Here is a 13,769-nt window from a genome sequence, read left to right on the forward strand (position 1 = left end):
ATAGTTACACCTATTTACCTTCCATTCTAATTTCATCTATAAGTTTGTCTAAGTTTGCTGGTTTACCAAAGTCAGATTTTGCTGGATCCACTCCATCTTCACCAAACATAGTTTGAATAACATTACCTTGGTTATCAGTAACAAGTCCAGTAGATTTAACTTGTAAGTCTTGTAATGCATTAACAAGTCTTCTTTGCATGTAACCAGATTGTGCAGTACGAATCGCAGTATCTACAAGACCTTCTCTTCCCCCCATTGCGTGGAAAAAGAACTCAATTGGATCAAGTCCAGACTTATAACTTGAGTGAACAAATCCTTTTGCTTTTGCACCTAACTCACCTTTTTTGAAGTGAGGTAAGGTTCTACTAATGTATCCTCTTTCAATACGTCCACCCCTAACCGCTTGTTGTCCTACACAAGCAGTAATCTGAGTAAGGTTCAACATTGATGCTCTTGCACCAGTACGTGCCATTACTACAGAGTGGTTTTCTACAGCCATTACATGATCATAAGGATCATCAGGATATTGTTTACCCATGTTAAGATAATGTTCTGCAATTTGACCAGACATATCCCTAGCTTCCCCAAGAACTTGCATAATTTTCATCTCTAAAGTTTCTTCGAGACTTCTACCTGGTAAAGCTTCAAGATAACCTTCTTCAAAAGCTTGAACAAGTTTATCTACTTCATCCATTTTATTTTGTAAATGCTCATTAATACGGTCTTGAGCTTCTTCAGGAATTTCTTCATCATTTAATGAAGTAGTAATTCCAGTTTTCATAATTCCACAGATAGCAAGGTCAGTAGACCTATCTAAGAATTCTTTAGCTCTTCCAGGACCATATTCTTTAACAATTTTATCTAAGATTTTACCAGAAAATGATCCATATGCACTTTCATCTATTGCACCTTGTACGAGAATACCCTTTTTAATAACAACTTTAGCATCTTCAGGTGGATAAACAACAGGACATTTGGAAATTTCAGCACTATAAGATAAGTTTAAATCATTAGGTAATAATAATGAGAACAATTCTTTACCAGTCCATTTTTCACCTTTTTCCTTGTAAATAAAGGATTCTTCGTTTTCATCAGGACCATACTTTAAAATCCATTGGTTAGATTTAAACTCAGGGATTTTAAGATGAGATTTTCTGATAATTTGTAAAGCTTGCTCTTCAGTAAATTCAACACCATCACGAGTTAAAAGGTAAGCACCTGAAATGTGATCGTGAATAGCTCCAATAATTGGTCCTCCGAACCTTGGAGATAAAATATGTTCCTGTACACGCATTAAAGATTTTGCCTCAGCACGAGACTCATCAGTTTGGAAAACATGCATGTTCATTTCATCCCCATCGAAATCCGCATTGTATGGAGGACATACGCATAAGTTTAACCTAAATGTTTTATATGGTAAAACTCTTACTTCATGTGCCATCATACTCATTCTGTGAAGAGAAGGTTGACGATTGAATAAAACCATGTCCCCATCTTTTAAATGTCTTTCAATAATGACACCAGGTTCTAAGTTTTCAAGAATAAACTCTTTAGTCTCATCAGTAACTCTTCTTTTCCTATCTCCACTAATTACATAGTTTGCACCAGGGTGTACCTCAGGACCATTTTCAATGTATGTTCTCATTTCATCAATATTCCATTCATTAACATACACTGGCACAGTCACTTCTTTAGCAATCATTTCAGGAACACCAACTTCATTAATACTGATGTTAGGATCAGGTGAAATTACAGTACGAGCAGAGAAGTTAACCCTTTTACCTGAAAGGTTAGATCTAAATCTTCCTTCTTTACCTTTTAATCTTTGTGTTAATGTTTTAAGTGGCCTACCTGATCTGTGTCTTGCAGGTGGAACTCCACTAGCCTCATTATCAAAGTAAGTAGTTACATGATATTGTAATAATTCCCATAAGTCCTCAACGATTAATTGTGGAGCACCTGCTTCCATGTTTTCAAGTAAACGTTGATTAATACGTAAAATATCTACTAACTTGTGAGTTAAGTCATCTTCAGAACGTTCCCCAGTATCTAAAATAATAGATGGTCTTACAGTTACAGGAGGCACTGGAAGTACAGTTAAAACTAACCATTCAGGTCTTGCAACTTCCGGATTAACACCTAAAACAAAAGAATCTTCATCAGAAATCTTTTCTAGTCTTTCACGAACTTCAGAAGCAGTCAATTTATAATCTTCAGTTAAGTTATTATCATTAATGACTGTTTTGAAAATATTGTTCAAACGAGTATTGTTTACTTCATAAGAACCATCTTCATCTTCCAACTCTAAAATGTTAAGAAGATAATCAACATCATGTAATCTTTCAGAAAAACGCTCTAAAAGATTACTATTAACTAATAATTTATTTTGGAAATGAATATCCTTATTTTCAACAAGTTCACTAGCTATTGGTCCAATTTCTTCAATAGTAATTGAATCAGTACCATTTTCCTCAAAGAATACTTTCTTAAATTCATAAAGAGGATTAATACGTTGAACAAGTGAAACAGGCTTATCTAAACTGATTTTATCTTGAATAGTACCACAATGAGGACATTCTTCTCCTTCTTTTTTAGCTTCATTATAAATCTCTTTGAGAATGCCTGAAATACTCTCATTTTGAGCTTTAAGTTCAATAATCTTTTGAGTGTATTCATCAATTTCTTCATCAGTTAAAAGAGTACGGCCACACTCATTACAAGTAGAACGTAAAATTTTATGAATAACATCCCCAAAACCAACATGAATAACAGGTCTAGCTAATTCAATACTACCAAAGTGTCCTTGACAAACCCCACCTTTAGATCCACAAGTCCTACAAACTAAACTAGGATCAATAATACCTAAATGAGGATCCATTAACCCTTTATCAATAGGAAAACCATCATCACCATAAGTGTCAGGATACTCAACAGTGACAACAGACATCTTACGAATATCATCAGGAGACATTAAACCAAAATTAATTCTCTCAATTTTTTTAATAAATGCTTTCATGTATTTGCTCCTTTAATAAATTTAATTATGCTTTGTCTCCTAAAACTAATTTAGGGAAAATACATAAACTTTTAAGTTCATCTAATAATAATTTGAATGCATATGAAATTTCAACAGGATATGTTTCCACATCACCACAAATTGGGCAGTATTTTTTATGTTTGCTAGTATCTTCTACTGCTAACATACCACAGTTTTCACATACTACTGCTTCATATTTATCAGATTCATCCAACAATCTTTCTTTTAGAGTCAATGCTGCACCATGTGCAATAAGACAATCCCTTTCCATTTCTCCAAATCTTAAACCACCTTCACGTGCTCTACCTTCAGTAGGTTGACGAGTAAGAACTTGAACCGGTCCTCTGGAACGAGCATAAACTTTATCAGTAGTCATATGATGTAATTTTTGGTAATATGCAACACCAACGAAAATTTCTGCATCTAATCTTTCACCAGTTACTCCACTGTATAATGATTCACATCCTGCAGATTCAAATCCATTATCAAGAAGTAATTGTTGGATTTCATCTTCAAGTGTTTGGTTAAATGGAGTTGCATCAACTCTTTCACCTTCAAGACATCCAACTTTACCAGCAACCATCTCAAGTACTTGTCCAATGGACATCCTAGATGGAATCGCGTGAGGATTAACAATTAAGTCAGGTACTACACCAAATTCTGTAAATGGTACATCTTCTGGAGATAAGATCAAACCAATAACCCCTTTCTGACCGTGTCTTGACGCAAATTTATCACCAAATTCAGGTTGTCTTGTATCTCTTACCCTAATTTTAGCTAATTTAGAACCTTCAACAGTTTCAGATAAAAGAACTGCATCAACAATACCTTTTTCACCATGTCTTACAGTAATAGATGTTTCTCTTCTCCTATCTGCAACGCTTCCAAAGTTTTCCTCTAAGAATCTTGGAGGAGAGGTTTTACCAATTAATACATCACCGGAAGATACATATGATTCTGGATTTACAACACCATCATCATCTAAGTTTCTGTAAGCCTCTTCAGATCTATATCCTTTAACATTTTTGTCAGGTACTTCAAATTTATCTACTTGACCACCAGCATATTTCTTCTCAGATGTATCATATGCTCTGAAGAATGATGATCTTGCAAGACCTCTTTCTAAAGCTGCTTTGTTAATAACCATTGCATCTTCCATGTTATATCCTTCGTAAGACATTAAAGCAACAACAAAGTTTTGTCCAGATGGTCTTAAATCATAATTAGTTGAATCAATAATACGTGTTTTAACAATAGGAGTTTGAGGATGATGTAATAAGTGAGCCCTAGTATCAGTACGCAATGCATAGTTTGATACATATAATCCTAAAGCTTGTTTTGTCATACCTGCTTCCATTGTATTCCTTGGAGAAGAGTTATGATCAGAGAATGGGATAATTCCAGCACAGATACCTAACATAGTAGCTGGGTCGATTTCTAAATGAGTATGATCTTCAGTTAAATCAGCTAAATTCATTGCAATATATGAATTTTCTTCTTCTTCAGCATCCAAATATTCAATAAACCCACTATTGATTAAATCATCCCAGTTTAATTTACCATTAGCAACTTTATTTATATGTTCTTCTCTTAAAAGAGGAATACCATCTTTAACAATGATTAAAGGTCTTCTTGCTCTTCCAGGATCATTAAAGATATATATCTCGTGATTTTCTTCATAATAGGTAATATTCATTTCATGAGATATTACTCCGTTCCTTCTTTTTTCCCTCATTTCATGAGTAAATGTAATAGGATCTTCACAATAACCTAAAAGTTCCCCATTAATATAAATTTTAGTTTGAGAATGTTTCTTATTAAATACAGGAACCTGATTTTCAACATGCTCAATCTCGTTAACATCTTCAACAACTTCATCGAGGATTTCCTCAACAGGTTCAATTATCTCTTCGGAAATTACATCTCCTGTTAAGTCAACTTCTGGAAAGTCTTTTTTATAAGATTCCCATTTAGCTCTACGTTTATCTTTCTTAAATGGAACGTTTAAACTATCATCAGCTTTTAATTCATCACTATCAAAATAAGATTCTATGAATTCAGCATGATAATTAATTTTTTCTAATGCTTCCTCATCCTCAGCGAATTTTTCTTTTAATTGGGTAATAATTGCATCAACTTCATTAAAAGGAGCTAATTTTTCAAAACCAAAATAATAAAACGCCTTTTTCTCTTCAGTTTCAGGTTTTTTATAATCTACAGACAACATTCCACATCCTTAAATCATTTCAACATCCATTTGTTCAATGACATCAATAATTTCTTGTTCATCAGAACCTTCTGAAATATTACACAATAATGCTAAGTTCTTTACCAAACCACAGTTAGGTCCCTCTGGGGTTTCATTTGGACATATTTTACCAAATTGAGTTGGGTGCAAATCTCTTGCTTCGAAGTGAGGTTGACTTCTAGTTAAAGGAGATACAACACGTCTTAAATGAGAAAGAGTTCCCATATAACTTGTCCTATCTAAAAGTTGACTTACACCAGCTCTTCCACCAACCCAATTTCCAGTAGCAATTGCATGTTTAATGTTTTCAGTTAAAACATCACTACGAACTGCTTGCTTAATTGAAAGATCTTTACCACGAGCAAGGCTCCTTTCAAGTTGATAGCTCATATCTCTTGTTAAGTTAGTAAAAGCAACTCTGAATAAATCTTCCATTAAGTCACCAGATACTCTAAGCCTTTTATTAGTGTAATGATCCTTATCGTGTGGCTTTCTTTTTTCTTCAATGACTTCTAATAACATTTCAGTCATTTCAGCAAGGTAAATGGCTTTATCATAACATCTTTCCTCTTCAATACCCATATGAGGTAATAAATAACGGTTGACAACATCCTTAGCACGTTTATAACGATACTCTTTAGGCATGTTTTTAGCTACCCTATTCCCAATATACTTAATAGCAGCATCTTGTAAATGTTGTCTTACTTCGTCCATGTCACCATTTTTGATGATACTTTGATCTATGAATTTATCCAATTCTTCTTGAGAAACTTGGATATCATCTGCAATCATCATCTGGAAGTTATTATCATCAGAAATAGCTGTGATTATTTCTTGATCAGTAGCTAAACCAAGAGCTCTTAATAATACAACTAATGGAATTTCTCCAGGAAGATATGGGAAAGAAATCCTTAAAAACGCTTTGTTTTTACGTGGTTTTTTATATTCTAAGGTAATTCTAGCTCTAAAACCACTTTTGATTGAAGTCACAACAGCCTTAGCATGTCTCTCTTCAACTTCACCAAGACGTTCAAGAATAATTTTATTCGGTGCAATTTCTTCCATTGTAACAACAGCTCTTTCGGAACCATTTACAATGAAGTAACCTCCTAAATCTTGAGGGTCCTCGTGTTTTGCTATTAATTCTTCATCATTTAGACCATTAAGATGACAAATATCAGACTTAAGCATAACTGGTAATTCACCAATATACACTTCCTCTAATGGGTTGTCTTCTCCTTCTTCATTTAATGCCATTTCAAGATACATATCTGCAGAATAATTTAAATTCCTAAGTCTAGCTTCAGTAGGGTCAATAATACTTCTAGAACCATCAGCTTCTTTATTGGATGGTTTTTCGATACGTATTTTCCCAGTTTTTAAAGTATACTTACCATCATCCAAAGAAATAGGCTCAGTAATATCAATAATATTTTGAATCCTATTATTTACAAAATCATTGTAGGATTTTATATGATGGTCAACTAAATCGTATTTATCGAAAAATGCATCAACTAATTTCCAATTATTCACTGTCATGAACATCCTCCAATTACATAAACGCAATAAAAATAATTAACTAAATAAAAATAAAAAGGAAAAACCTAATAACTAAATCATTTAATCATTATTCTTAATTTACTCCTAACTATCTCATTTAAGATAATTCCTCTCAAACTAAGTTCAAATTTATTATAATGAATTTCCAAAAAAAACAAAAAAAATACAGAAATTAAATAATATTAAACTTCACTAATTCTAAATTTATATCATTCTTCAACGATTCTATAAGTAACAAAAAAACCAGCAGTTTCACTTTTACGAGTTATTCTTAAAACATCACCTGGTTTAGCACCAATAGATTCTGCAACAGGATCATTAACTTTAATTTTAGGAAGATTCTTAAAATCGTAATCTACATCACTAAATTCATTTAAAATTTCTTCTTCAGTCATGATTTCATGCTTTGGTACAAGCATATGCTTTTGAATATCGAATTCACTTTTCAAAATAATTTCCTCCAAATAGAAAAGTTAAAATATAAAATTAGAAACAGGCCTGACGGGAATTGAACCCGCGGCCGCTTGGTTAAAAGCCAAGCGCTCTGCCAGACTGAGCTACAGGCCTATGATATACAGATACTATTCAAGTTCGAAGCGCCCTGGCCGGGATTTGAACCCGAGTCGCGGGCTCGACAGGCCCACATGATAGCCCCTACACCACCAGGGCATAGAATCTCAAACAGTACAACAATACACTATTCAATTATTATGTTTCTCATCATATATAAATGTTTTGGAAAATCATATTGCTTTCTAAATTTTTCATATTAATGAAAAATAAATAATTGACAAATCCCGCCTGCCGGACTTGAACCAGCAACATTTGGATCTACAGTCCAACGCTCTGCCAAATTGAGCTAAGGCGGGTAAATGGGTCCGCCCGGATTTGAACCGGAGTCTCAGGCTCCCAAAGCCCAAAGGATCGACCAAGCTACCCTACGGACCCACACACATATAAGCATGCAGATAACATACTAATTATAAGTATATACAAAGTAGTATATAAATGTTTGCATAATTTAATACATTTATGAAAAAATTATGGAATCAATATAAAATTAAAGCCCCGGACGGGAATTGAACCCGCGACCACGAGATTACAAGTCTCGCGCTCTACCAGACTGAGCCACCGAGGCATAATCCAATATTGAATAACAAAATTAATTTTATTAATTATCATTTAAATAGTTTACTATAAAATAGCATAATCTCAATAAAATTTAAATAAAAGAAAATTTATAATTAATAATCATGATAAATAATGAAACCAGATTATTGAACAACATTAAAGAGAATTTAATTAAAATCAAAGAAAAAAATGCATTAACTCATTGTATTACAAATTCCGTGACAATTAATGATTGTGCAAATGCTATTCTTGCAATCGGTGGATCACCATTCATGGCAGAGGATAGCGAAGAATTAGAAGAAGTTGTAACAATAGCAGATGTATTAGTAATAAATATCGGAAAATTAAGTAAAGATCAAATTAAAGCAATGAAAATTAGCTGTAAAAAAGCTAATGAGACCAAAACACCAATCATTTTGGATCCAGTAGGTGTTGGAGTAACTGAACTTAGAAATAAAACAACTATGGATATAATTGAAAATCATGATATTACAGCAATTAGAGGAAACATAAGTGAAATTAAAGCTATTGCAAAATTATCTGGAGTTTTAAATGAAAGTAACACTGCAAAAGGCGTTGATGTTAATGCAGATGATATTATAACAAAAGAAAACATCAAAGTAAATGGTGAATGGATGGCAGCATTAGCTTTGAAATTAAATACTGTGATATTAGCAAGTGGACCTATCGATATTTTAACCGATGGAAAAACAACAATAGCTATTAATAATGGAGATGATATGATGCCATTAATAACAGGTAGTGGATGTATGTTATCCTCAATTCTAGGAAGTTGTATTGCTGGTTCAAATCCATTGGAAGGAAGTCTTATTGCAATTTTAGCAATGAACCTTGCTGGTGAAAAAGCAAGAGCAAAAGTGAATGAAAAAGATGAAGGTACTGGTTCATTTAGAACTTATTTAATTGATTATTTATACAAAATTAATAGTACCATTTTAATTAACGAATCAAACATTATGATATTATGAGAAATATAGATTTATCTCTTTACCTTGTAACCGATAAAAGTAGTGATGTTGAAAAATTCTTGAAAACCATAGAAGAAGCTATAAAAGGTGGAGTTAGTGTAGTTCAAATTAGAGAAAAAACTTCCGAAACATTAGACTTCTATAATTTAGCTTTAAAAGTCAAGGAAATTACAACAAAATACAATGTACCACTAATAATTAATGATAGAGTTGATGTAGCATTAGCTATTGATGCTGATGGTGTACATGTTGGTCAAAGTGACATGCCATGTGATGTTACAAGAAAATTAATCGGAAAAGATAAAATTTTAGGAGTTTCAGCAGCTACAATAACTGAAGCTAAAAAAGCACAGGAAGATGGTGCAGACTACATCGGAACAGGAGCAGTATTTCCAACTGTAACCAAAGATGATGCACCCTCAATTACAAAACAGGACTTAAAAAAAGTTGTTGAATCTATTAATATTCCAGTAGTTGCAATAGGTGGAATTAATCATAATAATGCATTTGAATTAATAGATACTGGAATTGCTGGACTATCTGTAGTAAGTGCAATAATGAATGCAGAAAATCCTAAAAGAGCATCTGAAGAATTATTAAAAATTATTCATAAAAAATAAAAAGTAAAAAATTATTTTTTACTATTTTTTAAAGCTTCTACTGCAGCTAATTTTTTACCAGCTAGCATACTAATACAAGCTCCACCACCACTACTTACATGACTCATTTGATCTTCACATCCAAGTCCAGCAGTAGCTGCTGCAATATGTCCACCACCAATAATTGAAAAACCATTAGATTTTGCAATAGCATTAATTAAATCTTCTGTTCCCATTGCAAATTTAGGATTTTCAAATACTCCCGCAGGACCATTAGCAAATATTGTTTTTGCATCCCTGATTTCTTTTGCATAAAAACCAATTGTTTTTACACCTATATCAAAAATAGCTTCATTTTGGATTTCATCACTATCCACATCTACTCTTTCACCATCAATTTCGCATGCAACATCAATAGGATATTTTACTTTATCTCCAAATCTTTCAATTAATTGTTTAGATTTTTCAACCATATCTTCATATCCTCTACTAATGATAAAATCCCTATTTACTTGACCAATATCTGCACCAGACGCCCATAGTACAATGTTTCCAACAATACCTGTTGTTAAAATAGAATCCGCAGTTCCATTACTTAATACATTCTCCATAACATCAATAGAATCATCAGGTTTCATTCCACCAAGTAAAAACACACATGAATGCTGTACATTATCCAATGCATCTTGAATTACAGTTAGCTCCTTTTCCATTACACGGCCTGCTGCTGAAGGAGTATCAACAGTGAACCCAACTAAAGAAGCTTGAGATCTGTGAGCAGCTGCAAATGCATCATTTACAAAATAATCAATCAATGGAGATAAATGTCTAACAAGCAATGTTTTTGATTGCTCAATCGGAGTTCTTGAAAGAGATTCCTCAGAAAAGAAACGTGCATTTTCAAGAAGGAGAATTTCATGAGGTTTTAAATCACGAATCGCTTCTTTTGCAACATTAGAAAATAAAGAATCAATGTATTTTACTCTTAAGTTTAAAATATCAGATAGAGCATCAGCATGTTGAGATAAAGTTGTGAAATCCTTTTTACCAGGACGGCTTTGGTGTGCGAGAAGCACTACTTTAGCACCTTTACTAGATAATTCCTTAATGGTTTGAGCATGTAACCTTAATCTAGTATCATCTAAAATGATTCCAGAACCAGGATCTACAGGAGCATTAATATCAACCCTTACAAGGACAGTCTTATTTTCAATATCAAAATCATCAATTGTATTAAATTCTACCATTTTCTCACTCTATAATTTACTTACCAAGTCAAGTAAAGCATCTTTCGGACTTTCTGCTTTAATAATTCCTGATGCAAGTAACACTCCATCAGCACCTAAATCCATAGCAGCTTTCATGTCATCACCAGTAGTAATTCCTGCACCACATAAAACCTTAATTTTTTTATTAATGGACTTAACTTCTTTTACAGTATCTTCAACAACTTCCGGTTGAGCTTGAGATACAGGTATTCCAGTTCCAATAAGTTCCGGAGGTTCAACAGCAACAGCAACTGGATTAAGAGCTGCAACGGCTTTTGAAGTTTCAATATTATTAGTACATACACAGGATTCAATTTCATAATCCTTACATAATCTTACAACTTCAGCAATATCTGCTAACTTCATCCTATTTTCGGAATGATTGATTAAAGTTCCACTAATTCCTGCATCAATTAATGTGTTAATCAAATTAGAACCAGTATGCCCTCCAGGAGAAATAGGATCAATGTGCTGAGCAAAAATTGGAAGTGAAGTTTCTTGACTTAATCTATAGATATCTGCTGTTTGAGGAGCAGCAACCATAGTAATTCCAGATTCATCAGCAGCACTTTTTAAATCATTTGCAAGTCTTAAAGCTTTTATACCACTTGATTCCAAATAAGTTTTATAATTTAATATAACAATTGGTGTATCCATAATAATCCCACAACAACTATTTAATAATAATATTTGATTAACACTATTAAATAAATTTTTGATTAAAAATTCTCTTTCTGAATAATTAGATGTATTTTCCTAATATCATATCAGATACAATTCTTATTATTTTAAATATTTACAATATAAATTGTTCTACTATTTGAAATAAACCATGAGTTTAACCAAAACAAAGATTAATATCATCTAAAGTCAACTTATTATACTCCTTTTCGACATTGTAAAGAGCAATCATTAAATGACTGTTATCGTTTATCATGAGTTCATTAAATTTTTTAAATTATGAAATTCCATTAATCTATCTAAAATGTATTTACATGACCTCTTAATGATGTCTAATTAAATTTAAAAATTTTAAACCTTTATCTTCATGACTATTTCCACTATTAGCAATTTCAATGTATTTCCCTAATGTTTCGGAGTTTTCCATTCCTGAAAAGAAATTTAAATCTTTCAAAAATAAATTGTTCAAATGCTCTTTCAATTCCAAAGTATTATTAAATCTAATATATCCTTCATAAGGAGTAGTCTTTCTAGTGTTCCCATGATTTAGTGGAAATGGGTTTAAAGACCAAAAACCTTGGATCATACCAACTCTTTTTAAATGGTCTATTTTTTTACAAAAGCCATTAAATAATGGAGCATTCCCTATAACAATAATAGGAATTTTTGATGATTCATAACTTGAAACCCTTATACCAATGCATTTACCAATAGCCTTTAAAATAGAGTCTGAACATGTGAAGCTTGGTCTTCCCTGATGAGTCATGAAATCTCCTATCTCAACAATCTTATGAGAATCTTTAAAGTATTGCCAGTTCCATACAATTGACATTTCAACCTCAAAAATGATTTTCACATCACTTGCCTTTAAAATTTTCTTATTGGAAGTTGAAATAACAAGATCTGCTGGAGAAAGTGAAGTAATACCCAATGAGGGAATTCTTGCCTGCCTGACTAAAAATAAATCATCACTAACTATCAATCTTTTAAATAATTCAAAAACCCAATTCTCAGTAAATTCATCTATTAGTAAATTTCTTGACTGCAATGTTGATTTTCTGCCTTTATACCCCTTCGGTAAATATGCTAAATATCTACCATCATCTGCTTTATGAAATAGTTGAGAAGGAAATGCAACTTTACTTGAATTAATAAAAAATAATTTTTCTTGATTTTTGTTCCATAATCTCATGATAAAAATTATAATTATTAAACATATAAATAGTTTTAAAAATTATAATATAATATTGTTCAATGAATATTAAATTTATACTCATATTGAAAAATGTATATATAACCAAATCTAAACATAAAAATAATATGTCATTTAACGAAACACAAATTAGAAAACTAGAAAAAAGTGGATATAGATTTGTAGGTAATCATGGACATGCTGCTGTTAAAACTTGTCATTGGACTCGCCAAAGCATAGTCGATAAAGGAGTTTGTTATAAAGAAAAATTCTATGGAATCCAATCACACAGATGCCTTCAAATGTCACCTGCAGTTCCAAATTGCCAACAAGAATGTGAATTCTGTTGGAGAGACTTAACATATACCCAAACCGCATGGGAAGATGATGAGTATGATGATCCTAAAACAATCATTGATGGAGCAATTGAAGCTCAAAATAATTTGTTATGCGGATATTATGGAAATGACAAAGCAAACAAAAAGAAATTAGAAGAACTTAAAAAGCCAACTAATGCTGCGATATCCCTTGCAGGAGAACCAACTCTTTATCCAAAAATTGATGAACTAATTGGTGAATTCAACCACAGGAATTTTACAACATTTGTAGTGAGTAACGGCCAATGTGTTGATAGATTAAGAAATCTAGAAAATGATCCATACCAACTATACCTTTCATTAGATGCTCCTAACGAGAAAATATTTAATGAAGTATGTAGACCAAGAATAAATGATGCTTGGAACAATTTAAATGAATCACTTGAAACATTATCTAATTTTAACTCACGTACATGCATAAGGAATACTTGTGTTAAGGGAAAAAATATGGAACAACCAGAAGAATATGCTAAATTAATAAAAAAAGCAGACCCTGATTATGTGGAAATAAAAGCATACATGTGCGTTGGTTCATCACGTAATCGCCTAACCCTTGACAACATGCCAACATTTAATGAAATCAAATCCTTTGCAAAAAAAATAGGTGATGAATGTGGTAAAGAATTAGTAAATGAATCTGAAATTAGCCGTGTTGTTTTACTTGAATAAATTACAAAATTCACTCAC

At 32.3% G+C, this 13,769-nt stretch carries 10 protein-coding genes and 5 tRNA genes; 3 read left to right on the forward strand and 12 right to left on the reverse strand.

What is annotated here, in order from left to right:
- Window positions 1-10: 10 nt before the first annotated feature.
- From ACI389_RS00850 to ACI389_RS00890, 9 genes are all read right to left on the reverse strand, one after another.
- Window positions 11-3,016, reverse strand: coding sequence for a DNA-directed RNA polymerase subunit A' (locus ACI389_RS00850; RefSeq protein ID WP_439779669.1), 3,006 nt, complete (start codon window positions 3,014-3,016; stop codon window positions 11-13).
- A 25-nt stretch (window positions 3,017-3,041) separates the two neighbouring features.
- Window positions 3,042-5,264 (reverse strand): DNA-directed RNA polymerase subunit B, encoded by a 2,223-nt coding sequence (gene rpoB, locus ACI389_RS00855; protein WP_439779670.1) that lies wholly within the window; start codon window positions 5,262-5,264, stop codon window positions 3,042-3,044.
- A gap of 9 nt (window positions 5,265-5,273) precedes the next feature.
- Window positions 5,274-6,824, reverse strand: a complete 1,551-nt coding sequence (locus ACI389_RS00860) for a DNA-directed RNA polymerase subunit B'' (RefSeq protein WP_439779671.1) — start codon at window positions 6,822-6,824, stop codon at window positions 5,274-5,276.
- Window positions 6,825-7,054: 230 nt separating this feature from the next.
- Entirely contained in the window at window positions 7,055-7,294 is a 240-nt protein-coding gene (locus ACI389_RS00865) for a DNA-directed RNA polymerase subunit H (RefSeq protein WP_439779672.1), read from the reverse strand.
- A 44-nt stretch (window positions 7,295-7,338) separates the two neighbouring features.
- Window positions 7,339-7,412: transfer RNA gene (locus ACI389_RS00870), tRNA-Lys, on the reverse strand.
- A gap of 30 nt (window positions 7,413-7,442) precedes the next feature.
- Window positions 7,443-7,514: transfer RNA gene (locus ACI389_RS00875), tRNA-Asp, on the reverse strand.
- A gap of 126 nt (window positions 7,515-7,640) precedes the next feature.
- Window positions 7,641-7,714 (reverse strand) — tRNA-Tyr (locus ACI389_RS00880).
- 4 nt (window positions 7,715-7,718) lie between these two features.
- Window positions 7,719-7,793, reverse strand: a tRNA-Pro gene (locus ACI389_RS00885).
- 116 nt (window positions 7,794-7,909) lie between these two features.
- A tRNA-Thr gene (locus ACI389_RS00890) sits at window positions 7,910-7,983 on the reverse strand.
- Between the two features lie 115 nt (window positions 7,984-8,098).
- Here ACI389_RS00890 and thiM point away from each other — a divergent pair.
- Complete coding sequence (gene thiM, locus ACI389_RS00895; protein WP_439779673.1) at window positions 8,099-8,965, forward strand: hydroxyethylthiazole kinase; 867 nt, start codon at window positions 8,099-8,101, stop codon at window positions 8,963-8,965.
- Window positions 8,962-9,585 carry a thiamine phosphate synthase gene (gene thiE, locus ACI389_RS00900; protein ID WP_439779674.1) on the forward strand — a complete coding sequence of 208 codons (624 nt, stop codon included), beginning with the start codon at window positions 8,962-8,964 and terminating at the stop codon, window positions 9,583-9,585. Before thiM ends, thiE begins: the two co-directional genes overlap by 4 nt.
- Window positions 9,586-9,596: 11 nt before the next feature.
- Here the strand turns inward: thiE and ACI389_RS00905 are convergent, their stop codons facing one another.
- From ACI389_RS00905 to ACI389_RS00915, 3 genes are all read right to left on the reverse strand, one after another.
- Window positions 9,597-10,811 carry a phosphoglycerate kinase gene (locus ACI389_RS00905; RefSeq protein ID WP_439779675.1) on the reverse strand — a complete coding sequence of 405 codons (1,215 nt, stop codon included), beginning with the start codon at window positions 10,809-10,811 and terminating at the stop codon, window positions 9,597-9,599.
- A gap of 9 nt (window positions 10,812-10,820) precedes the next feature.
- A complete protein-coding gene (gene tpiA / locus ACI389_RS00910) occupies window positions 10,821-11,489 on the reverse strand; it encodes a triose-phosphate isomerase (protein WP_439779676.1) in 669 nt (222 codons plus the stop codon).
- 346 nt (window positions 11,490-11,835) lie between these two features.
- Window positions 11,836-12,705 carry a hypothetical protein gene (locus ACI389_RS00915; protein WP_439779677.1) on the reverse strand — a complete coding sequence of 290 codons (870 nt, stop codon included), beginning with the start codon at window positions 12,703-12,705 and terminating at the stop codon, window positions 11,836-11,838.
- Window positions 12,706-12,833: 128 nt separating this feature from the next.
- On the opposite strand from ACI389_RS00915, the gene twy1 reads away from it, so the two are divergent.
- Complete coding sequence (twy1, locus tag ACI389_RS00920) at window positions 12,834-13,751, forward strand: 4-demethylwyosine synthase TYW1 (RefSeq protein ID WP_439779678.1); 918 nt, start codon at window positions 12,834-12,836, stop codon at window positions 13,749-13,751.
- Window positions 13,752-13,769: the final 18 nt, after the last annotated feature.

This window comes from Methanobrevibacter sp. (assembly GCF_051877095.1).
Lineage (GTDB): Archaea > Methanobacteriota > Methanobacteria > Methanobacteriales > Methanobacteriaceae > Methanocatella.